A 21,694-nucleotide genomic window follows, 5' to 3' on the forward strand; every position below is an offset into this window, starting at 1 on the left:
CCGGCACCCGGTCACGGCAGCCGGGCGGCGCGGACGACGAGCACGTCGGGCAGGTGCTCGGCGACCGTGGTGAACGTGTCGCCCTCGTCGGCGCTGGCGTAGACGCAGCCGTCGCGGGTGCCCAGGTAGAGCCCCGTGCGCTCGTGGTCGTCGGTGCAGAAGGCGTCGCGGAGGACCGCCGTCCAGGAGCCGTCGGGCAGGCCCTCGCCCACCTCGGTCCAGCTGCTCCCGGCGTCGCGGGTGCGGTGCACCCGGAGCCGGCCGTCCGGGGGCACGCGCTGCACGTCGGCGACCAGCGGGACGACCCAGGCCGTGCCGGGCGTGCTCGGCGAGGCTGCGACCGGGAAGCCGAAGTCGGCCGGCAACCCGTCGGCTATCGAGATCCACGAGGCCCCGCCGTCGTCGGTGCGGAAGACCCCGAAGTGGTTCTGGGCGTACATCCGGCGCGGGTCGCCGGCATCGGCGGCCACCTTGTGCACGCACTGCCCGTACTCCGGCGGCTCGGGCAGGAACACCGCGCTGATGCCGCGGTTGTGCGGCCGCCACCCGGTCGCGCCGTCGTCGCTGACGTAGACACCACCGGTGCTCATCGCGACGGTCACCCGCCCGGTGTCCGGGTCGGGCAGCACCGTGTGCACCGCTCCCCCGCCGGCGCCCGGCTCCCAGGTGGGCCGGTGCGGGTGGTCCCAGAGGCCGCGGACGAGGGTGAAGCTGCAGCCGCCGTCGGTGCTGCGCCACAGCGACTGCGGCTCGCAACCGGCCCAGACGACGTCGGGGCGGGCCGCGGTGTCGGGGCGCAGCTGCCACACCCGGCCCAGCGCGGCACCGGTGTCCGCCGGGAAGCGGATGGCGCCGGAGTCGGTCTCGTGCCAGCTGCCGCCCAGGTCGTCGGACCAGGTCACGCTCGGCCCCCAGTGCCCGTACTGGACCCCGGCCAGCACGCGGGGCGAGGCGCGCCGGGTGTCGATCGAGACGGCCGCGACCTCCTGCGACAGCAGGTGCGGCCCGTCGAGGGTCCAGCTGCGGCGGCCGTCCTCGCTGCGGGCCAGCCACAGCCCCTTGCGCGTCCCGATGGCCAGCAGATCGGTCATGTGCACCCCTCCGGTGTGACGGTCCTGAGGGATAGGACCGCCATGGAGGCGAGAACTGAGCGGCGAGGACCGAGCGGCGAGGACCGAGCGGCCGGCTCAGCGGCGCGTGGCGCCACCCTCGGGGTGCTCGTGCCGGCCCTCGGTGACCACGTCGGGTGCCAGCCGCTGCGCCTCCGCCCGGAGCCGCTCGGCCTCCGAGCGGTCCTCCGCCGCGCGGCCGGCGCGCTCCCGCGCCTCCCGCTCGGCGAGCGCCGCGCGCTCCTGCACCTCGGCGAGCTCCCGCCGCGCCCGGGCCGCCTGCTCCTCGGCGAGGGCCTGCTCCGCGTCGGCGCGGGCGGCGCGGACGTGCGCCTCCTGGATGTTCTCGCGCGCCTGCTCCCGGTGCCCGGCCTCCCGGCGGACCCGCGAGACGCGGTTGCGCCTGGCCAGCGCGAGCGCCGCCAGCGCCAACACCACCAGCACGACGACGACGATCAGCACGATCAGCCAGGTGTCCACGGGCCCTCCTCGGTGTCGCCGAGGCAGATGCCCGGGGGCCCGGGAACCAAACGCCCCGGGCCGGCCGCTCACGCCAGGGCGCTACCGGCCTGCCACTGCCCCCACGGGATCGCCCAGTCGTAGATGTCGCCGTCGGCCGCCGACAGCATCGGCCCGATCGAGTTCTTGATCTCCACCACGTCGCCCGGCTGCGAGAAGTCGAAGAACCAGGCTGCCCGCTCGGTGGAGAGGTTGATGCAGCCGTGGGACACGTTCTCCCGGCCCTGCTGGGCCACCGACCACGGGGCGGCGTGCACGAACTCGCCGTTGTCGTTGAGCCGGACGGCGTACTCCACCGGGGTCCGGTAGCCGTTGGGGCTGTCGACCGGCGTGCCGTAGGTGCTGGAGTCCATGATCCGGTCGCGGTTGAGCTCGGTGACCACGTGCGGGCCGTTGCGGCTCGGGAAGTCGGGGCCACCGGCGCTCATCGGGAAGGTCTGCACGAGCTGGTCGCCGTCGTAGACGTCCATCGTGTGGGTGGCCGCATCGGCCACCGACACGTGCCGCTCACCGACGGAGAAGGAGATCGAGCGGTCCTTCTCCCCCCACACCCCGTCGCCGAAGTCGACGCCGTAGAGCTCGGCGTCGAGGGTGACCTCGATGTTCTCGGGCCAGTAGGTGGACGGCCGGAAGTGCACCTCGGTGTCGCTGAACCAGTTCCAGACGCCGTCGGTCGGCGTGCTGCTGGTGACCTGCAGGTGGCTCTCGACAGCGGCCTTGTCGGTGACCGGGTCCTCGAAGTACACGCGGATCGGCATGCCGACTCCGACGGTCTGCCCGTCGAGGGGGCCGATGCCCGGGGTGGAGAGGGTCTGCGGAGTGACGGTCGTGAAGGTCGACGTCGCCGTCGTCTCCTCCTCGTCGGCGTTGCTCGCGGTGGCGGTGAGCGTGTAGCTGGTGCCGTACGCCAGCGGGGTCTCCGGCGTCCACACCTGGGCGTCGCCGTCGGCCGCCGGCTTCTCGGTCGCTCCGTCCTCGGTCGCCCCGTCCTCGGTCGCCCCGTCCTCGGTGGCGCCTTCCTCGGCCGCCTGGTCGTCGGCCGCCCCGTCCTCGGCCGCGTCGGTGACCGCTCCGGGCACGGAGGTGCCGTCACCGGAGGTGACCGTGACCGCATCGAGCCCACCACCGCTGACGGAGATCTCCAGCGGGACCACGGGCGAGACGTCCACGGCACCGTCGGTGACCGCGAACTCCAGGGTCGCGGGCTCGGCGGCGGGAGGCGCGGTCGGCTCGGCGGATCCCCCGGCGTCGTCCCCGGTGCACCCGGCGAGGAGCACGAGCGCTCCCGTGGCGATCATCGCGGCAGTCCGTCGCACCTGTCCCGGCTCCTCTCCCCACCCCGCCCGGAGCCGGACGAGGACAACCCGTACCAGTGTCCACGCCGGACGCCCAGCGGGGAGTGGAGTGGGTCACGACCCGCAGTGCCGCCGGGTGCTGGTCGTCCCACCTGGCGCAGCAGGCGACAACCGCACGGCGGAGACCGTGGCGAAGGGCACGCTCCCCGCCGGCAGGATCCACCCCGGGCGCTGGTATCGTTCACCCTCGTTGCCCGGCTCGCCGGGCGGCACCGCGCCATTAGCTCAATTGGCAGAGCAGCTGACTCTTAATCAGCGGGTTCGGGGTTCGAGTCCCTGATGGCGCACCAGGATCGACCAGCGGCTTCGCCCTCCGGGGTGGGGCCGCTTCGTCGTCCCGGGCGCCGGTGTTCCACCAGCTCCGGTCACGTTCCGCCGCGAAGCGCGTCGACCGGCTCGATCCTGGCCGCCCGGCGCGCCGGGAGGCCGCCGGCCACGAGACCGACGACGGCGCCGAGCACTGCGCCACCCAGGGCGATCCAGGGATCGACCACCGGCGTCCAGCCCCGTGCCAGGGAGATGCCGACGACCGCGAAGACGCCCAGCGCCGCGCCGAGGAGGCCGCCGAGGAGGCCGATGACCACGGACTCGGCCACGAACTGCCCGGCGATCTGCTTCCCGGTCGCGCCGATCGCCCGGCGCAGCCCGATCTCGCCGACCCGCTCCATCACCGACAGCATGGTCACGTTCGCGATACCGACCCCGCCGGCGAGCAGGACGATCACCGAGAGGATGACGAACACCCCGTTCACGTCGGACTGGACATCCCGCCCCAGTTCCGACCGGCCGTCCGGGGCGCTGACCTCGAGGCTCTCCGGGGCGTCGGGCGCCAGGGCCAGGGCGGCCTGGGTGCGCAGCTGCGGGCCGGCCCCGATCGCGATGCGGGCCTGGGCGTCGCCGGGGGCCCGCAGGCCGAAGTCGGCGCGGGCGGTGTCGGTGGGGACGATCACCGCGTCGAGCAGCTCCGCGCGGGCGTCGAACGACTCGACCACCCCCAGGACGGCGTAGGCGATGCCGTCGATGAACACCGACGGCTGGGAGTCGACCCGGTGCACGCCGAGCCGTTCCGCTGCCCGGGCACCCAGCACCGCCACCCGGTCGGCCCGCCGGTCGTGACCGGAGTCGAAGAACCGGCCGGTGGACAGCCTGCCGCCCACCGTGTCCAGCAGCGCTTCGGAGGCCGCGTAGACGGGCGGTGGCGCGCTCGGTGGCTGGGAGGGGTCGTTCACCGGAACGGCCGTCACCACCACGTCGGGCAGCGACACCTCCGCCAGCAGGGCCGCCGACTCGATCCCGGCCAGCCGCTCCAACCGGGGGACGGCGTCCCAGGGCAGGGCCGCGGCGGCCACGGTCGCCCCACCGCCGGTGCTCGCGGTCGTCGGGGCGACCACGAGCTGGGTGACCGCGTTGGCGTCGAACTGCCGCGCGATCTGGCCGGCGGCGGTCTGGGCGAGGCCGACGGTCGTGACCAGCGCGGCGATGCCCAGGACCGTGCCGGCCATGGTCATGACCAGCCGGCCGGGCCGGGACCCGATGTCCGCGGTCGCCTCGCCGAGCAGATCCAGGAGGCGGAACCGGTCCGCCGGGTCGAACGGCGCGCTGCCCGGCGCCGTGGCCGGCAACCGGTGCCGACGCAGCCGGGCCGGCAGGCGCATCCACGAGGGGCGCCGGGTGCGGGACGACGGCGCGGCCGGGCCGGTCACCCCACCTCGCCCACGCGGCCGTCGGCGAGCCGGATCTGCCGCGCGGCGCGCCCGGCCACGCCGACGTCGTGGGTGATGACCACGAGCGTCAGCCCGTCCGCGTGCAGCTCCTCGAACAGAGCCATGATCTCGGCGGACGTGGCCTGGTCGAGGTTGCCGGTCGGCTCGTCGGCCAACAGGACGCGCGGCCGGGAGGCCACGGCCCGGGCCACCGCGACCCGTTGGCGTTCGCCTCCGGACAGGGTCCCGGGCAGGAAGTCCGTGCGGTGCTGCAGGCCCACCCGCTCGATCGCCTCCCGCGCCCGGGGCTCGCGCTCCGCGCGCGGCGTCCCGTTGTAGAGCATGGGCAGCAGCACGTTCTCGAGCACGCTCCGCCGTGACATCAGGTGGAAGGCCTGGAACACGAACCCGAGGTGACGGGCGCGCAGGGCGGCACGCTCGTCCTCCCCGAGGGATCCGGTGAGCAGCCCGCCGAGCCGGTACTCGCCGACCGTGGGCCGGTCGAGCAGCCCGAGGATGTTCAGCATCGTGGACTTGCCCGACCCGCTCGGCCCGGTGATGGAGACGTACTCGCCGTCGGCGATCGACACGCTCACGCCCTTGAGCGCCTGCACCTCCGGCGGCCCCGGGAAGGACCGGGTGACGTCCCGGAGCTGGATGGCCGGGGCCGGAGCCGGGAGGGGGGCGGTGACGGCGGCGAGAACCGGAGCCGGCGCCTTCGCCGTCACCGCCCGACCACCACGAGGTCGCCCTCGCCGAGACCGCCCTCCACCGCGCGGATCTCGACGGCGCCGTCGGCGGCCAGCCCCGTCTCCACCACGACCAGGCGGGTCCGGGCACGAGCACCGTCACGCGGGTCGCCGTCGACGACCTCGACCCGGGACTCGCCGCCGGGCCCGGCGCTCAACGCGGCCAGGGGCACCGACAGCACGTCGCCGTCGGTCGCACCGACCGGGATCCCGACCCGCACGTTGGCGCCCTGCAGCTCGGTGACCTGCTCGGGGGTGAGCGGCGCCGGCTCCAGCTGCACGGTCCACCGCGCCTCCTGCCCCTCACCGGGGGTGACCTCGGTGATCGTCGCGGCGTGCTCGGCTCCGTCGGGCAGCTCGAAGGTCGCGGCCATCCCCGCGGCGAGCAGCCGGGCATCCGCGGCCGCCACGGTGCCGGAGAGCCCGAGGGTCGCCCCCGACACGGTCATGGCCGCGCCGTCGAGCACCGTGCCGCGGCGGGTACCCACGGCGTCCACCCGACGCGGCAGCTGGGTGAGGTAGAGGACCTCCCCCGCCGGCAGCCACGGGAGAACCAACTCCTGCGCCTCGGCCAGCGCGCCGCGCGCCTGGGTGAGCTGCTGCTCGGCAGCGGAAAGCTGGGCTCGCTGCGCCGCCGTGTCGGCCGGCACGGCCAGCTGCTGACGCCGGAGCTGGGCCAACGCCAGCGCGTCCCGCAGGTCGCCGACGGTCACCGCGTCATCGGGGGTGGCGGCGAGTGCGGCCTCCAGTCCCCGCCTGGCGCTGGCGACGGCGTTGTCCGCCTCCCGCACCTCGACGGCCGACGGACCGCGCTGAGCCGTGGCCAGTTCCGCCCGCGCGGCGGCGACCCCCTGTTCAGCGCCCCTGACCGCGTCCTGCGCCCCGAGCAACGCCTCCGCGGCGCCCTCCTCGGCGGCCGGTGTCGGGTAGCCGGCCTGGGCGTACAGCGCGGTGACCGCGGCGGCCGCAGTCCCGTCGAACACATCCTCGGCGGGATCACCGGCGTCCAGGCCGATGGCCCGCGCGGCCTCCTTGAACTGGACGACGTCGGGCCCGGAGACCCCCACGCGCAGGGCCCGGTACGCAGGCAGCTCCCCCGGCAGCACGATGACCGGGCGGCCGGCGATCTCCAGGGCGACACCCAGGGGCCCGAGCTCGGAGCCGACCTCGGGCACCTGCCCGGTCACCACCGCGGGACCGGAGATGGCGGAGGTGTCGACGGTGACCTCCACCGGGTCGGCGTAGGCGACCTCGCCGCGGATGGTGACGTCGTTGCTCAGCGGCCCGAAGGCCACGGGCACGGTCACCAGACCGGGCGCCGGCGTGTCGGCCCCGGCGGCGTCCGGTGCGACCACGAACCGGCCGACGAGCAGGCCGGTGACCAACGCCGCGACCGCCACCGCGGCGGTGAGCCACAGCGGGCGGTTGCGACGGAGCAGCGCCGGCCAGGCAGACCACCGGGAGGGTCCCGCCCCGGCGGCGCCGCCTTCGGCCGGGTGCTCCCCGTCAGGCTCGACCACGGTCAGTCCTGCTGGACTGCGGCGACCATCGCATCCAGCTCCGTCTTGTGGTCGTCGATGAACTGCTGCTCGATCTGCCGGGTGATCTCGGCGTGGCGCTCGCGGTAGTCCGTCTCCTCGCGGCAGTCGAGATCGGCCAGCGCCAGCTCCACCTCGCGCTCGCCGAGCGCGTCGATCGCCGCCTGGTCGGGCTCACCCGAGGCGAGTCCCTCGTCGGACATGCCGACGTTCTCGTACATGGCGTTCAGCTCCTGGTGGATGGAGTCCGTGGCCTCCATCGGGTTGGCGTGGCCCCCGTGGCCCGCAGCGTCCATGCACGCTGTCCACTCGGCGTCCAGCTCTGCCATGCCGGGCCACGAAGCCATGTCGACGTACAGCTCGTTGAGGGCGTCGAACAGCGGCTTGAACTCCTCCGACTGCGCTGGGTCCTCGCCGGCGACCTCGTGCTGCGCAGCGCCGTAGCAGCCCGCCGTCGTCCAGTCGTACTCGAAGGAGGCGTCCCCGGACGTCTCCTCCTCGTCGGGCATCGGCCCGTGCAGCGCCTCGTAGAAGGCCGTCTGCTCCGACTCCGAGAGGGTGGCCACGTAGTCGGCGTTCGGGTCGACGTACTCGTGCTCCGCCGGCGTCTCCTCGGCCATCGGGGAGGTGACCGCGCCGTAGCCGTACTGGGCCACCCACTCCCGCTCGTCGGGTTCCCACTCGATGTCCTCGCCGGAGAAGGAGACGGTCGCGGACGTGTCGGGCCGGTACTCGAAGCCCTCGTCCTGCATGCACTGCGCGACGAGCTCCTCCGTCTCCCTCTGCTGCTGGGCGAACTGCCGTTCCTGCTCCTCGGGCGAGAGGTCGGCGCCGTATGCCGCGCTGAGGTACTCCGTCAACGGCGACTCCTGCTCGGCATCACCCGACGCTCCGGTGGCGTCCTCCTCCGACCCCGAGCAGCCGGACAGGAGGACGGCGAGGACGGCCGCGGCCGACAGTGGGGTGAGGGCACGACGGATGCGCATGGAGTCTCCCGAGGACGGTGGTGGCCGCACGGTAGACGGCGATGACCGCCGCGCGAGGGATTCCCGGAACGGGTCAGGTCACATTCTGGAATCGAGGCCCTCGCCGGCACCGCGAGTCCACCGGACCGCGCCGACCTGGGCAGTCGTCCGACGGGCAGCCGTAGGGTCGCCCGGTGATCTGGAAGCGCGCCGTGTTCGCGCTGTTCGCCGTCGCGGCGGGCACCAACGTCCCCACCCCGCTGCTGCTGATCTACCAGGACCGCCTCGACCTCTCGGCGGAGGTGCTGACGGCGCTCTTCGGCTGCTACGCGGCGGGTCTGGTCCCCGCCCTCCTGCTGGCCGGGCAGCTGTCGGACCGGCTGGGCCGCCGGCAGGTCGCCATCCCCGGGATCGTGCTCTCGGCGCTGGCCTCGCTGGCGTTCGCCGCAGCCGGTGACTCGCTGACCCTGCTGTTCGCCGCCCGCTTCCTGCAGGGCGTGGTGAGCGGCGTCGTGTTCAGCGTCGGCAGCGCGTGGGTGGGCGAGCTCTCCCTGGCGTCCGGGGAGGGCGCCGGTGGCCGGCGGGCCGCGTTCGCCATGACCGCCGGCTTCTCGCTCGGCCCGCTCACCAGCGGGCTGCTCGGCCAGTACGCCCCCGCGCCCACCGTGCTCCCCTACCTCGTGCACACCGTGCTGGTCGCGGTCGGGCTCGCCTTCGCCGTGCGGCTGCCGGAGACCGTCGACCTGCAGCAGCGCCGCGACGCCGGCACCACCCACACCCCGGCCGCACCGCTGATCCGCCCCGGGGACGGCCTGCTGGTGTTGACCGTGCTGGCTCCGGTCGCGGTGTGCGTCTACGCCTTCCCGTCCACGGTCATCAACGCGGTGCCGCTGCTGGTCGAGCTGCCCTACGGCGGGGTCGCGGTCACCGGCGTGCTGGCCGGGGTGACGCTCGGGGCGGGCACGGTGGTGGCCGGGTTGCAGCGCCGGCTCACCCGGTGGACGGCCGTCGTCGGCGTCGCCCTGGGCACGGCCGGCTACGGTTGCGCGGCGGTCTTCGCCGAGACCGGTGCGCTGCCCTGGCTGGTGCTCGCCGCACCGCTGCTCGGGGCGGGCGGCGGGCTCTGCCTCGCGGCGGGCCTGACGCTGACCGCCCGGCTGGCCGCCCCGGCGCGGCTCGGCGCCCTGACGTCGCTCTTCCTCGCCTGCGCCTACGTCGGGTTCGCCGCACCGTTCGTCATGGCGGTGGTCGCGCGCGCCACGTCGGCGACCGTTCCGCTGGCCGCCGCGGCCGTGCTGAGCGCCGTCCTCGCCGTCCGCCTGCTGCCGGTCGCCCGGGCCGGGCGGCTCTAGGCCCGGGACACGACGACGCCCCCTCCCGAACGGGAGGGGGCGTCGCCAGGTGTGTCGCGTCAGCCGGCGATGTCGGCCGCGAACTCGCCCTCGAAGGACTCCTGGAGGACCGTCGCGCCGCCGGGAACGTCGGCCGGCTGGAGGATGAAGCTCTCCAGGCTGGGCGACTTGCCGAGCTCGAAGCCACGGATCGGGACGGTGAGGCCGCCGGTCTCGGCCTCTTCGAGCTCCTGGAAGGCGGTGAGCACGCCCTCGCGGGTGAGGTCACCGTTCTCGCAGGCCTGGTCGAGCACCTGCTTCATCAGCTCGGCCATGCCGAAGCCCACGACGACGCCCAGGCTCGGGGTCGCCTCGGGGTAGGCCTCCTGGTACTGCTGGAGCAGCTCGGGGTGCGCGTCGAAGGACGACACCGGCGAGGCGACGTACAGGTGGGTCTTCAGCCACTCGGCCGCCGGGCCCTCGAGCAGGCCCGGGGCGAAGACCGGGTTGCTGCCGAGGATCGGCACGTCGAGGCCCTGGGCCGCCGCCACCGTCGCCACCGAGGCGGTCTGCCCGGGGGCGACGGTGAGCGCGATGGCGTCCACGCCCGCGGACTTGAACTGGGTGATCTGGGCGCTCATGTCCTGGTCGGTGGCCTTGATCTGGGCCGGGATGATCTCCAGGCCCTTCGCCGCGGCGACGGCCTCGCTGCCCGCCAGGCCGTTGGCCCCGTACTCGCCCTCGAAGTAGATGTGGCCGACGGTGTCGCCCTCCTGGAGCAGGCCCTGCTCGAAGAGATAGTCGTAGCCGTTGGCGATCTCCACGTCGTAGGTGGCCCCCACGACGCCGGTGCCGGGGATCTCGGTCAGCGTCTTCGACCAGGCCGACGGGAAGTTGACGATCTGGTCGGCCTCGTACTCCGGCGCGAGTGCGGTGTTGATCGGCGAACCGATCGTCTGCTGCATCGCGAGGATGTTGTCCTGCATGCCGCTGTAGAGCTGGACGCCCTGCTGCGGAACGTAGCCGGTGTCCTGGATCTCGAGGCTGACGTCGTAGGTGTCGCAGACCTGGTTGTTCTCCCAGAACAGCTGGTTGGCGTTGGTGATGTCGTTGCCGAGGGCGGCGAAGACACCCGTCAGGTCGGTGAGCACGCCGAGGTTGATGGTCTCGCCCTCGATACCGACGTCGGTCGCGACGTCGCCGCCGGCGGCCGCTTCTCCGCCGCCGGAGCTCTCCGGCGCCTTGGTGCTGCAGCCGGTGGCGGCCACGACGAAGGTGGCGGCCAGCATCGTCACGCCGGTGGATCGCTTGCTGAGTCTCACGTGGTGCTCCCTTGGGCTGGTGGGTCGGACGGAGTGGGTTCGGAGGTCGGGCCGTGGGATTCGGGTGGTCGCTGGGTGACGGAGCCCCCGGGGCGGCGGAAGCGGCCGGTGATCCGCCTGGCGATGCCGGCCAGGCCGGCGGGTTCGAAGAGGATGACCACGACGATCGCGGCGCCGAAGAGGAAGCGGGCGGCCTCGCCGGCGGCCAGGCCGCCGGAGCCCCGGTCGCCGACGAAGGGGATCAGGTCGGCGTAGCGCTGGAAGACCAGCGGGAGCGCGCTGACGAAGATCGCGCCCAGGACGGCGCCGTTCACCGACCCGAGGCCGCCGAGCACGATCATGGCCAGGTAGAGGATGGACAGCTCCAGCCCGAACGACTCCGGGGCGATGCTGCCGATGGACAGGGCGTACATGACCCCGGCCAGGCCCGCGTACATGGAGCTGACCAGGAAGATGCGCGCCTTGTAGCCCTGCACGTTGACGCCCATGACCGAGGCGGCGACCTCGCTGTCGCGCTGGGTCTGCAGCGCCCGGCCGGGACGGCCGCGCAGCAGGTTCCGGGCGAACAGGTAGGCGGCGAGGGCCAGGACCAGCCCGAGGTACCAGAGCCGCTCGGCCTCGCGGAACGGCACCCCGAGGACGTACAGCTCCGGGTCGCGGTTGGCGAAGGCGAAGCCGAACAGCTCGAAGTTCGGGGCGGCGCGGCCGTTGAACCCGCCGGTGACCTCGGTCCAGCTGTTGAGCACGTGGATGCCGATGAACACCAGCGCCAGGGAGGCGACACCGAGGTAGATGCCGCGCAGCCGGGCGGCGAGCGGGCTGAAGATCAGCCCGGCGAGGCCGGCCAGCAGCACCCCGACGATCATCCCGACGATCGGCGGCAGCCCCAGCCCGCCCAGCTCGGCGACCCCGAGGCCCCCCTCCTCACCGGAGATGTAGGTGTAGCTGACCGCACCGACGGCGAGGAAGAAGGCGTGCGCCAGGGACAGCTGCCCGCTGTTCCCGACCAGCAGGTTCAGCCCGATCGCGCCGACGATCGCGCCGAACACGGCGAAGCCGGTGCGCAGCCAGAACTCCTCCACGTACAGCGGCAGCGCCAGCAGCACCACCAGCAGCGCGACCAGCAGCAGCGGCTTGAGCCACGACCGCCGGCTCCGCGCGGGCGCCGGTGCGCTCCCCCCGGCCCGGCTGGCCCCGGCCGGGGCGGTCACGGTGGCCTCAGACACGGGTCAGCTCCTTGGTCCCGAACAGGCCGGAGGGCCGGAACATGAGGACGATGATCATCACGATGAACGGCACCACCGCGCTGAACCCGCGGCCGAGGAACAGCAGCTGGTCCTGGTAGCCGGCGGCCATCGCCTCGGCGATGCCGATCAGCAGGCCACCGACCAGCGCACCGCCGGTGGAGTCCAGGCCGCCGAGGATCGCCGCGGGGAACGCCCGCAGCGCGACGGCGTAGGCGGTGGGGGTGACCCCGGGGGTCGGTGACCCGACCAGGAACAGCGCCGCGACCGCGGCCAGCACGCCCGCGACCACCCAGGCCAGGGCGGAGACCCGCCCCTGGCGGATGCCCATGAGCGCCGCGGTCTCGCCGTCCTCGGCCGAGGCGCGCATCGCGATCCCCCAGCTCGAGTACTTGAACGCCAGGAAGAACGCCGCGATCAGCACCGCCGCCACCAGGAAGGCGATCAGCCGGTTCTGGCTCAGCCCGACGCTGCCGATCCGGAAGGACTCCCCGCCCCACGGGTGCGGCACGTTGAGGATGTCCGAGCCGAGCCGCCGGATCAGCTCGGTCAGCAGGATGATGTCGACGCCGATGGTGACGATCGCCAGGCTGATCACCGCCGCGCCGCGGAGCCGGTTGATGATCAGCCGCTCGATGACGATCGCCGCGGCCGCGGTGATGAGGATGCCCACCAGCACCGCCGGCAGGAACCCGATCGAGTCCGAGAGCCGGGCGATGGAGTAGGCGCCCAGCAGCAGCAGCGAGCCGTGGGTGAAGCTCACGACCTCGCTGGCCTTGAAGATGATCACGAACCCCAGGGCGATCAGCGCGTAGAGCGCGCCCAGGGAGATCCCGTTGAGGAGCAGGGACAGGAACTGGGTCACGACGTCGCCCCAGACGAGTCGGAGGAACGGGGGTCGGCGGCCGGCCGTCGGCCGGCCTCGGCGGTCTGGTCGTGCTCGGCGGCGTGGTGCTCGGCGGCGTGGTGCTCGGCGGCGTGGTGCTCGGCGGCGTGGTGCTCGGCGGCGTGGTGCTCGGCGGCGTGGTGCTCGGCGGCCTCGGCCGGGTCGGCCTCGTCGCCGGAGCCGAGGTAGGCGCGGATCACCTCGGGGTCGGACTGCACCTGCGCCGGGGTGCCGTCGGCGATCAGGCGTCCGAAGTCGAGCACGGTGACCCGGTCGGCCAGGGACATGACCATCCCCATGTCGTGCTCGACGAGGACGACGGAGATCCCGAGCGCCGAGCGGATCTCCAGGATGGCCGCGGCCATCCGGTCGGTCTCCTCGGCGTTCATGCCGGCCACCGGCTCGTCCAGCAGCAGCAGCCGGGGCTCGGTGCACAGCGCCCGGGCGACCTCGACCCGCTTCTGGTCGCCGTAGGAGAGCACCCCGACCGGGGTGTGCAGCTTCTCGCCGAGATCGAGGAACTCGGCGATCTCCGCGATCCGGGCGCCGTGGATCTTGCCCTCGCGGGTCGCCTTCGGCAGCCGCAGCCCGGCGGCGAGGAAGCCGGCCTTGGTGAGGTGGTGGCGGCCCAGCATCAGGTTCTCGGCCACCGACTGGGTGCCCGACAGCGCGATGTTCTGGAACGCCCGGGCCACGCCGATGCCGGCGATCTTGTACGGGCGCATCTGGTCCAGCCGGTGCTCGCCGAACCGGACCTGGCCCTCGGCGGCCTTGTAGACGCCGGACAGGACGTTGAACATCGTCGACTTGCCCGCGCCGTTGGGGCCGATGATGGCGTGGATCGCGCCGGGCTGGACGGTGAAGGACACGTCGGACAGGGCGTTGATCGCCCCGAACCGGACGCTGACCCCGTCCACCTCCACCGGCGGGATGTCCGACCGGATCTCCGGCCCGGCCGGCCCCGTGGCCGACCCCGCAGCCGTCGCCCCGGTCATGCCGTCCACCGCGACAGCTTCTTGCCCGACGCCGCCCGCACCCGCGGGTGCTCCGCGTCGCCGCCGTCGTGGCCCAGGTACAGCCGCTGCACCTCGTCGGTCTGCGACAGCTCGCGCGCGTCGCCGGACAGCGACACCTCCCCGACGTCGAGCACGTAGGCCAGGTCGGCGACCCCGAGGGCCATCGTCGCGTTCTGCTCCACCAGCAGCACCGAGGTGCCCTGCCGGTTGATCTCCGCGACGACCTCACCGATCTGACCGATGATCCGCGGCGCCAGGCCGAGCGACGGCTCGTCCAGCAGCAGCAGCTTCGGGCTGGCCATGAGCGCCCGGCCGATGGCGAGCATCTGCTGCTCACCGCCGGACAGCAGCGCCCCGCGCTGGGAGCTGCGCTCCTTCAGCACCGGGAACATGTCGTAGACCCGCTCCTGGGCCTTGGCCTTGGCGGCCTTGTCCCGGTTCCCCATCCCACCGGCGCGCAGGTTCTCCTCCACGGTGAGGCGGCCGAAGATCCGCCGCCCCTCGGGCACCTGGACCAGCCCCAGCCGGACCGCCTGCGCCGGATCGCGGGAGACCAGGTCGGTGCCGTCGAAGTTCACCGACCCGGACTCGACCCGGCCTCGGTGCAGGCGCAGGGTGCCGGAGATGGTGCGCAGGAGGGTCGTCTTCCCGGCGCCGTTGCTGCCGAGCACCGCGACGACCTTCCCGTCGGGCACCTCCATGGACACCCCCCGGACGGCCTGGACGGCACCGCCGTAGGTGACGTGCAACGACTCGATGCTCAGCACGGACAGCACATCCTTTCTGCGCCGACGGGCGGCGCTGGGGCGAGCGTGCAACAAAGGGCGGCCCGTGCTGCGGGGCCGCCGGGAAGGCGGGAACCGACTCCGTCGGCGGGCGCCGCTGCCGGCCGACCGGACGCCCGGCGGAGCCGCGGACGGCGTCTCCGACGGGACGTGCACCTCCCCGGCCCAGGGGCACGGGGACGTGATCTGGCGCACATGGGGCGTGACTCTAGGGGTAGATCACCAGGAGTCCACCGCCGCGATGGTCACGGATCGGTCACCTTCCTGACCGAGGTCGACCGGACGGCCGGCGGACTCCCCGGTCCGCTACCGGCGGGGACCCCGTGGGCCGCGGGCACGTTCCCCGCGGTACCGACGTCGTCCGCGCGGCGGTGCCGGCGTCAGCGGATCCGGGACCCCGGCCCGCGACGGCGCACCACGACCGACGACGCCGCCACGTCCCGGCAGCTGCGGGCACCCGGTCGGGGGGCGGGCCGCGGGAGAGCCGGCGCCACGACGTCGACCTGGATGGCGTCGAGCGCCGCGGCCGCCCGCCGCCACGACTGCTCGGGGGTGTCCCCCACGGTCACGACCTGCCCCAGCCGCTCCTGCCAGCAGGTGGCGGGCCCGGCCACGCGGCCGACGTCGGTGACGACCTCGGCCGCGACGAGCCCGGGGATGCCGGCCGCCTCACGGACGCCGGCGACCTCGCGCACCACGCCGACCGCGTGCGCGACCAGGAGGACCTGCGTGCTGGCACCGGCCGCGCCGGGCGCCGGGACGGCGGGGGGCTCGCCGAGCAGCAGCCCGACCGCCAGGTCCGCGGTGTCCACGCCGCTCACCAGGTCGGTGCAGGCGTGTCCACCCCCGCCGGGGAGGCCGGGCCCGAGGTCGGCCAGCCGCGGCCCGGCCGGGCCCAGGAGGAACTCGAGGTGGAACGGCCCGGCGTCGTGACCGGTAGCGGCGAGCCAGGCGCGGACCCAGTCGATGGCCTCCGGCACCGGTGGCCTGGTCGTCGCCGTGCGGACGAGGGAGTCCAGGTGCGGCGGCGGCGTGGTGACGACCTCCGACCACGCGAGGACCACCGGGTCGCTCCCGTCGACGTAGCCGTCGACGCCGAACCGCGGTCCGGGGACGTGCTCCTCGACGACCAGCAGCCGGCGCGGCCGCATGCCCCGCCCGTAGTCCGGGCGGGCGAGGTGGCGGGCCGCCAGCGCGCGGAGTTCCCGGTCGTCGGAGACGAGGCCCGCGTCGAACGCCCCACCACCGTCGACGGGGCGGACCACGCACGGGTAGCCGATCGGCGAGGTGAGGTCCGGGTCGTGCGCGGCCACCTCCGCCCAGTCGACCCCAGGCAGGCCGGCGTCCGCGAGCGCCCGGTGCAGTGCGCCCCGGTCGTCGGCCAGCGCCGCTGACCCCGGGGTGGGGCCGCGCAGCCCGAGCGCCCGCGCGGCGACGGCGGCGGTCCCGGCGAAGCCGGGGACGGCGCTGGTCACCGCGACCACCACGCCCTCGAGCGCGCGGACCGCCTGCAGCACCGCGTCGGCGTCGAAGGTGTCGCACTCGATCCACCGGTCGACGACCCAGTCGTCGTCCGGGCCGTAGCCGGCCCGGTCGAGGGTGAGCACCGCCGTCTGCAGCCCTCGGTCCAGGGCCCGGTCGAGCTGCACCACGCCGGCCGGGTCCAGCCGCTCCCCGGCCGCCAGCTCGGTCCGCGCGGCACGGGGCCGGACCGGCAGCTCGACGACGACGAACCACGCGGGAACAGCGGAGGGAGACCCGGTCCGACCGGCGTCCATCGGCGTCGGCATGGTCCACTGTCCCCCGTCGGTCCGGTGCGCGAAGCCGCACCATACCGGGCGGTCGGTTTCGGTGGAACGAGAACGGTCGAGTACTGCACGTCACTCTCCGGGGGCCTGTAGCGGGCCGCGGGAAGGCGGGCACCCCTGACGGCGGTTGACCAGCACGTGACCGCCTCCTCCCCCGATGTCGACGTCGTCGTGATCGGCGCGGGGCAGGCAGGGCTCGCGACGGGGTGGGCGCTGGCCCGGCAGGGCTTCGAGCGCGGCACCGGCTTCGTCCTGCTCGACGGGGAGGACGCCCCCGGTGGCGCCTGGCGGCACCGCTGGCCCTCGCTCACCCTCGGCGGCACCCACCGGGTGCACGACCTCCCCGGCCTCGGCTTCGCCGCCGGCGACGACAGCACCCCGGCCGTCGAGTCGGTCCCGGCCTACTTCGCCGATTACGAGCGGCGTTTCGACCTGCCGGTGGTGCGGCCGGTCCGCGTCCGCGCCGTCCGGCGCACCGCCGACGGGCGCTTCCGGGTGGAGAGCGACCGCGGCACCTGGACCGCCCGCGCCGTCGTGAACGCCACGGGCACCTGGACCCGGCCGTTCGTCCCCCGCTACCCCGGGCAGGAGCTGTTCCGGGGGCGGCAGCTGCACCCGGTCGAGTACCGCAGCGCCGAGGAGTTCCGCGGGCAGCACGTCGTCGTCGTGGGCGGCGGCGCCTCGGCGACCCAGCTGCTGGGCGAGATCTCCCGGGTCACCTCCACCACGTGGGTCACCCGGCGGCCCCCGGTGTGGCGCGACGGGCCGTTCGACGAGGACGCCGGCCGACGGGCCGTCGCGATGGTGGAGGAGGCCGTGCGCGAGGGACGGCGTCCGGGCAGCGTCGTCGGCGTCACCGGACTGGCCACCTCGACGCCGTACGTGCGCGACGGCCTTCGGCGCGGCGTCCTGGACCGGCTGCCGATGTTCGACCGGATCACCCCGGACGGAGTGGCCTGGGACGGCTCGGACGGGGAACCCGGCCGGTTCGTCCGCGCCGACGTGATCCTGTGGGCCACCGGCTTCCGCGCCGCCGTCGGCCACCTGGCCCCGCTCGGGCTCCGCGAGCCCGGCCGGGGGTTCCGCATGGACGGCACCCAGGTGGTCGGCGAGCCCCGGCTGCACCTGGTCGGCTACGGCCCCTCTGCCAGCACCATCGGCGCCAACCGGGCAGGGCAGGCCGCTGCGCGGGCGCTGCGCCGGGAGCTGCGGCCCGGGGTTCCCCTGCCCCGGACCGCCTGAACTTCCAGGGACCTTTCAGGGTCCGATCAGGGCGCTCCCCGATGTTCCCGGCGCCGCGCGGCCGACAGGCTCGTCCCATGACCTCCCGACCGCTCCACCGGGCTCCGCGATGATCGAGGCGCACGGGCTCACCAAGACCTACGGCGACCGCACCGCCGTCGACGGCATCTCCTTCACCGTCGCGCCGGGCCGGGTGACCGGCTTCCTCGGACCCAACGGCGCCGGCAAGTCCACGACGATGCGCATGCTGGTCGGGCTGGACCGGCCCAGCGCCGGCTCCGTGACCGTGCGCGGGCGCAGCTACGCCGACTTCCCCGCGCCGCTGCGCGAGGTCGGCGCGCTGCTGGAGGCGCGGGCGCTGCACCCGGGTCGCTCGGCCCGCGACCACCTGCGCTGGATGGCCGCGAGCAACGGCATCCCGGTGCGCCGGGTCGACGAGGTGCTCGACCTGGTCGGCCTGACCGACGTCGCCGGGCAGCGGGTCGGCCGGTTCTCCCTGGGCATGGGGCAGCGCCTGGGCATCGCCGTCGCGCTGCTCGGCGACCCGCCGGTCGTCGTCCTCGACGAGCCGGTCAACGGGCTGGACCCCGAGGGCATCCGCTGGGTGCGCACGCTGACCCGCGAGCTCGCCGACCAGGGGCGCACGGTGTTCCTGTCCAGCCACCTCATGAGCGAGATGGCACTGACCGCCGACCACCTGGTCGTCATCGGCCGGGGGCGGGTGCTCGCCGACTGCTCGATGGCCGACTTCATCGCCGAGCACGCGGCCTCCTACGTGCGGCTGCGCAGCCCGCAGCGGGCCGAGGTGACCGATCTCCTGCGCCGCGACGGCCTCGACGTCACCGAGGTGGACGGCGAGCTCCGCATCCAGGGCCGCGACGCCGCGGCGATCGGCGAGCTCGTCGGGCGGCGCGGGCTGCTCCTGCACGAGCTCACCCTCGTCCGGTCCTCCCTCGAGGACGCGTTCATGACCCTGACCGCCGCCAGCGTGGAGTACTCCGCCCGGCAGACCGCCCCCGCCGGAGCGCCCAAGTGACCGACACCGTGACCCTCGACCCGCACCGCCACGTGCCCGGCGTCCGCCGGCCCGGCTTCGCCGCCACCCTGCGCGCCGAGTGGATCAAGTTCTGGACGGTGCGCTCCACCCCCTGGTCGGTGGTCGCGCTCGTCGTGCTCGGCGCGGGGCTCACCGTGCTGGTGTGCGCCACCAGCGCCGACGACCTCGCCGACGGCTCGGCCGGCGAGGCGGCCGGCTCCTTCATCACCTGGGGCATGACGATCGCGCAGATCACCGCGATCGTCCTGGGCGCGCTGGTGGTCACCAGCGAGTACGGCACCGGGATGATCCGGGCCACGCTGGCCGCCACGCCGCACCGCGGGCGGGTGCTCGCCGCGAAGTTCGCCGTCCTCACCGGAACGCTGTTCGTCGTCGGCACCGTCACCGCCGTGCTCGGCTACCTCGGCGGAAACTGGTTCCTGGCGCGGGAGGGCATCGGCGTCGGCCTGGAGGACGACGGCGTGCTCCGGGCGCTGCTCGGCAGCGGGCTCTACCTCGCCGGGATCGGGCTGTTCGCCGCCGCCGTCGGGCTGCTGGTCCGGCACACCGCCGCGGCGCTGGCGATCGTCCTCGCGCTCGTCCTCGTGGTCGGCAACATGGTGCTGCTGCTGCCCGGCGCCTGGGGCGAGTGGGTCACCAAGCTCATGCCGGGCAACGCCGGCTCCGTGGTCGCGACCCCGGTGTCGTTCAACCCGGACCTGCTCGAGCCCTGGACCGGCTTCGCGGTGTTCTGCGCCGAGGTGGCGGTCGTGGTGCTGGCCGGCTACCTGGTGCTCCGCCGCCGCGACGCCTGACGGCGACCCGCTGTGCCCCGGCCCCCGCGGCCGGGGCACAGTGGTGCGGTGACTCCACCCGACCCGGCCGCCGAGGGCCGCCGCCGCGCCGACGAGCTCCTCGCCTCCCTGACCGCGGGCGACGACGCCGCGGCCGACCGGCTGCTCGCCGGCCTGACCGAGATCCGCGAGCTGGTGTTCGTGGGCGCCGGGCTCACCGCGATCGCCCGCGCCGAGGGGCGGGCGCTGCCGACCGCGCAGCGGGCGCAGGCCAGCACCCGCCAGCTCGAGCTGGGCAAGGTGCGGGACGCCGCCCGCACCGACCCGGAGGGGCTCCGGGACTGGCTGCGCCGCTCGGCCGCGGAGATCCTCTTCATCCGCTCCCTGCACGCCGCCGCCCGCGGGGCCTGAGCCCTCAGCCGCCCGCCACCGGACGCGCGGCGGCCCGGGCCAGCGGCACGACGACCGCCAGCGCGGCGGCGCTGAGCACGAACGTCCACCCCAGGCCCACGGCACCGAAGACGAAGCCCAGCAGCAGCGCCCCGCAGGCGGTGCCGGCGTCGAACGAGGCGTTCCAGAGCGCGCTCGCAGCGGTGGTCCCGCGCTCCCCCGCGCGGGCGAAGGCCCGCAGGAGGGTCAGGTTCTGGACCGCACCGAACCCGGCGCCGAAGACGGCCGCACCGACCAGCACCCACGCCGACCCCGCCAAGAGCCCGATCCCGGCGACCGCGAGCCCGACCGCGCCCACCAGCACGGCCACCGGGAGGAGCAGCGCCGTGCCCAGCCGGTCGGCCAGCACGCCGGCCCGCCACCGGGTCAGCGCGCCGAACAACCCCCACAGGAGGAGCGCGACGGTCGCCAGCCGGCCGTCGGGCCGGTCGATCGGCAGGAAGGTGACCAACCCGCCGCCGGCGGTGGTCACCACGAACAGCACGAGGGACGGCGCCAGCGCGGCCCGCACCGCCGTCCGCGCGCCGCCCTTCGCCCCGCGCTCCTCCCGGGTGGTCACCGACCGGAGCAGCATCGGCAGGAAGAGCAGCCCGAGCACCGGCGACGCCGACAGCCACGCCAGCCAGCCGACGTGCCCGTCCAGCACGAGCGCGACCCCGACCGGGATCGCGGCCATGTTGGGCAACGCGATCGCCAGGCCGTAGAGGCCGATCGACTCGCCCCGCCGTTCGGGAGGTGCCACCCGGGCCGCCAGCGTCGCCCCGAGCACGGTGATCACCGCGAACCCGGCCCCGCGGACGGCCGACAGCGCGGAGATCCAGCCCACGCCGTCGTCGAGCACGTACAGCGGCGCCGGCACCCCGAGGGCGAGCAGCCCCGCGGCGAACACCGGGCCGACGCCGAACCGGGCGGTCAGCGCGGGGACGACCGTCTGCACGACGATCGTGACCGTGAGGAACACCGCGGTGACCACGCCGGCGGTCGCCTCCGAGGCCCCCCCGGCCACCGCGTACGTGGGCAGCGAGGCGAGCGTGAGGAAGTAGCTCGCGAACCCCAGCGCCGTCACGCCGACCAGCGCCTGCACGCCGCGGGACCGCCACAGGGGCGCCTGCGCCCCCACCGCTGCCCCGCTCACGCCACCCCACCGATCGTCGATCCGACTGCCCAGCATGACTGCCGGCGCATGACCGGGAGCGCTCGGGTAGGGAGACGGCGTGCCGCTGCTCACCGTGGGCCACGGGTCCGACGACCGCGAGGCGCTGGCGGCCCGCCTGGCCGGGGCGGGCGTGCAGCTGCTCGTCGACGTGCGCCGGTTCCCGGGCAGCCGGAGCAACCCCGACGTCCGACGGGAGTCGCTGGCGGAGTGGCTGCCCACGGCGGGCGTCGGCTACCGCTGGGCGGAGGACCTCGGCGGCCGGCGGCGGCTGCCCCCCGGCGAGCCGGTGGCCGACGGCTGGTGGACCGTCGCCCAGTTCGCCGCCTACGCCGCGTACACGCGCACCCCGGAGTTCTCGGCCGCGCTCGACGAGGTGCTCGCCGCGACCGCCGACCGCACGGTCGCGGTCATGTGCAGCGAGTACGTGTGGTGGCGCTGCCACCGCCGGCTGATCGCCGACGTCGCCGTCCTCGCGCGCGGGGTGGCCGTCAGGCACCTGATGCCCGACGGCCGGGAGTCCCCGCACCGGCCCTCGGACGGCGCGGTGCTCGGCGACGACGGCCTCGTCCACTGGCCCGCCGCCCCCCATGGTGATCAGGTGACTGTGAGGCTGGCCGGGTCAGTCCTTCGGTGATGGGCTGATGGCTGGCAGCGGTGGGCGTGACCCGTCATGTGACTGGCTTCGT

At 74.6% G+C, this 21,694-nt stretch carries 20 protein-coding genes and 1 tRNA gene; 7 read left to right on the forward strand and 14 right to left on the reverse strand.

Annotated elements, in window-relative coordinates:
- Positions 1-11: 11 nt before the first annotated feature.
- The 3 genes from BD833_RS21380 to BD833_RS21390 form a co-directional block, all read right to left on the reverse strand.
- Positions 12-1,091, reverse strand: coding sequence for a sialidase family protein (locus tag BD833_RS21380; RefSeq protein WP_166535182.1), 1,080 nt, complete (start codon positions 1,089-1,091; stop codon positions 12-14).
- Between the two features lie 96 nt (positions 1,092-1,187).
- Positions 1,188-1,589 (reverse strand): DUF1682 domain-containing protein, encoded by a 402-nt coding sequence (locus tag BD833_RS21385; RefSeq protein WP_166535183.1) that lies wholly within the window; start codon positions 1,587-1,589, stop codon positions 1,188-1,190.
- Positions 1,590-1,657: 68 nt separating this feature from the next.
- Positions 1,658-2,944, reverse strand: a complete 1,287-nt coding sequence (locus tag BD833_RS21390) for a L,D-transpeptidase (RefSeq protein ID WP_243737871.1) — start codon at positions 2,942-2,944, stop codon at positions 1,658-1,660.
- 253 nt (positions 2,945-3,197) lie between these two features.
- On the opposite strand from BD833_RS21390, the gene BD833_RS21395 reads away from it, so the two are divergent.
- Positions 3,198-3,273 (forward strand) — tRNA-Lys (locus tag BD833_RS21395).
- A gap of 75 nt (positions 3,274-3,348) precedes the next feature.
- Here the strand turns inward: BD833_RS21395 and BD833_RS21400 are convergent.
- Genes BD833_RS21400 through BD833_RS21415 form a run of 4 tightly spaced genes read right to left on the reverse strand, consistent with a single transcriptional unit; the run spans position 3,349 to position 7,959 of the window.
- Positions 3,349-4,686, reverse strand: coding sequence for an ABC transporter permease (locus BD833_RS21400; protein ID WP_208092814.1), 1,338 nt, complete (start codon positions 4,684-4,686; stop codon positions 3,349-3,351).
- Positions 4,683-5,414, reverse strand: coding sequence for an ABC transporter ATP-binding protein (locus tag BD833_RS21405; protein ID WP_166535184.1), 732 nt, complete (start codon positions 5,412-5,414; stop codon positions 4,683-4,685). The genes BD833_RS21400 and BD833_RS21405 overlap by 4 nt, the downstream gene beginning before the upstream one ends.
- Positions 5,411-6,955: an efflux RND transporter periplasmic adaptor subunit gene (locus BD833_RS21410; RefSeq protein ID WP_208092815.1), complete on the reverse strand. Its 1,545-nt coding sequence runs from the start codon at positions 6,953-6,955 to the stop codon at positions 5,411-5,413. Before BD833_RS21410 ends, BD833_RS21405 begins: the two co-directional genes overlap by 4 nt.
- A gap of 2 nt (positions 6,956-6,957) precedes the next feature.
- The gene (locus BD833_RS21415; protein ID WP_166535185.1) at positions 6,958-7,959 is read right to left on the reverse strand and encodes a hypothetical protein; all 1,002 of its coding nucleotides are present in this window, start codon (positions 7,957-7,959) and stop codon (positions 6,958-6,960) included.
- A 173-nt stretch (positions 7,960-8,132) separates the two neighbouring features.
- Between BD833_RS21415 and BD833_RS21420 the strand changes: the two genes are divergently transcribed.
- Positions 8,133-9,290, forward strand: coding sequence for an MFS transporter (locus BD833_RS21420; protein WP_166535186.1), 1,158 nt, complete (start codon positions 8,133-8,135; stop codon positions 9,288-9,290).
- A 59-nt stretch (positions 9,291-9,349) separates the two neighbouring features.
- Here BD833_RS21420 and BD833_RS21425 read toward each other — a convergent pair whose 3' ends face one another.
- From BD833_RS21425 to BD833_RS21450, 6 genes are all read right to left on the reverse strand, one after another.
- A complete protein-coding gene (locus tag BD833_RS21425) occupies positions 9,350-10,591 on the reverse strand; it encodes an ABC transporter substrate-binding protein (protein ID WP_166535187.1) in 1,242 nt (413 codons plus the stop codon).
- Complete coding sequence (locus tag BD833_RS21430) at positions 10,588-11,817, reverse strand: branched-chain amino acid ABC transporter permease (protein WP_166535188.1); 1,230 nt, start codon at positions 11,815-11,817, stop codon at positions 10,588-10,590. The genes BD833_RS21425 and BD833_RS21430 overlap by 4 nt, the downstream gene beginning before the upstream one ends.
- A complete protein-coding gene (locus BD833_RS21435) occupies positions 11,810-12,700 on the reverse strand; it encodes a branched-chain amino acid ABC transporter permease (protein WP_166535189.1) in 891 nt (296 codons plus the stop codon). Before BD833_RS21435 ends, BD833_RS21430 begins: the two co-directional genes overlap by 8 nt.
- Positions 12,697-13,716, reverse strand: a complete 1,020-nt coding sequence (locus BD833_RS21440; RefSeq protein WP_208092816.1) for an ABC transporter ATP-binding protein — start codon at positions 13,714-13,716, stop codon at positions 12,697-12,699. The genes BD833_RS21435 and BD833_RS21440 overlap by 4 nt, the downstream gene beginning before the upstream one ends.
- Positions 13,713-14,504 carry an ABC transporter ATP-binding protein gene (locus BD833_RS21445; RefSeq protein WP_166535190.1) on the reverse strand — a complete coding sequence of 264 codons (792 nt, stop codon included), beginning with the start codon at positions 14,502-14,504 and terminating at the stop codon, positions 13,713-13,715. Before BD833_RS21445 ends, BD833_RS21440 begins: the two co-directional genes overlap by 4 nt.
- Before the next feature lie 398 nt (positions 14,505-14,902).
- Positions 14,903-16,300 carry an ATP-grasp domain-containing protein gene (locus BD833_RS21450; RefSeq protein ID WP_166535191.1) on the reverse strand — a complete coding sequence of 466 codons (1,398 nt, stop codon included), beginning with the start codon at positions 16,298-16,300 and terminating at the stop codon, positions 14,903-14,905.
- 168 nt (positions 16,301-16,468) lie between these two features.
- Between BD833_RS21450 and BD833_RS21455 the strand changes: the two genes are divergently transcribed.
- The 4 genes from BD833_RS21455 to BD833_RS21470 all read left to right on the forward strand — a co-directional run bounded on the left by BD833_RS21455 (position 16,469) and on the right by BD833_RS21470 (position 19,813).
- Positions 16,469-17,572, forward strand: a complete 1,104-nt coding sequence (locus BD833_RS21455) for an NAD(P)-binding domain-containing protein (protein ID WP_166535192.1) — start codon at positions 16,469-16,471, stop codon at positions 17,570-17,572.
- A 109-nt stretch (positions 17,573-17,681) separates the two neighbouring features.
- On the forward strand, positions 17,682-18,608 hold the full coding sequence (locus BD833_RS21460; RefSeq protein ID WP_166535193.1) for an ABC transporter ATP-binding protein: 927 nt from the start codon (positions 17,682-17,684) through the stop codon (positions 18,606-18,608).
- Entirely contained in the window at positions 18,605-19,423 is an 819-nt protein-coding gene (locus tag BD833_RS21465) for an ABC-2 transporter permease (RefSeq protein ID WP_166535194.1), read from the forward strand. The genes BD833_RS21460 and BD833_RS21465 overlap by 4 nt, the downstream gene beginning before the upstream one ends.
- Positions 19,424-19,471: 48 nt before the next feature.
- Complete coding sequence (locus BD833_RS21470; RefSeq protein WP_166535195.1) at positions 19,472-19,813, forward strand: hypothetical protein; 342 nt, start codon at positions 19,472-19,474, stop codon at positions 19,811-19,813.
- A gap of 4 nt (positions 19,814-19,817) precedes the next feature.
- On the opposite strand, the gene BD833_RS21475 is transcribed toward BD833_RS21470, so the two are convergent.
- Positions 19,818-20,987, reverse strand: a complete 1,170-nt coding sequence (locus BD833_RS21475) for an MFS transporter (protein ID WP_243737872.1) — start codon at positions 20,985-20,987, stop codon at positions 19,818-19,820.
- Between the two features lie 79 nt (positions 20,988-21,066).
- Between BD833_RS21475 and BD833_RS21480 the strand changes: the two genes are divergently transcribed.
- Positions 21,067-21,642, forward strand: a complete 576-nt coding sequence (locus BD833_RS21480; RefSeq protein ID WP_166535196.1) for a DUF488 domain-containing protein — start codon at positions 21,067-21,069, stop codon at positions 21,640-21,642.
- Positions 21,643-21,694 lie beyond the last annotated feature (52 nt).

Origin of the sequence: Blastococcus xanthinilyticus (assembly GCF_008124835.1) — a bacterium.
Classification (GTDB): Bacteria; Actinomycetota; Actinomycetes; order Mycobacteriales; family Geodermatophilaceae; genus Blastococcus; species Blastococcus xanthinilyticus.

Coding starts and splice junctions, on each gene's coding strand:
- BD833_RS21380 (WP_166535182.1), bottom strand. CDS start 1,091: ATGACCGATCTGCTGGCCATCGGGACGCGCAAGGGGCTGTGGCTGGCC.
- BD833_RS21415 (WP_166535185.1), bottom strand. CDS start 7,959: ATGCGCATCCGTCGTGCCCTCACCCCACTGTCGGCCGCGGCCGTCCTC.
- BD833_RS21440 (WP_208092816.1), bottom strand. CDS start 13,716: ATGACCGGGGCGACGGCTGCGGGGTCGGCCACGGGGCCGGCCGGGCCG.
- BD833_RS21450 (WP_166535191.1), bottom strand. CDS start 16,300: ATGGACGCCGGTCGGACCGGGTCTCCCTCCGCTGTTCCCGCGTGGTTC.
- BD833_RS21460 (WP_166535193.1), top strand. CDS start 17,682: ATGATCGAGGCGCACGGGCTCACCAAGACCTACGGCGACCGCACCGCC.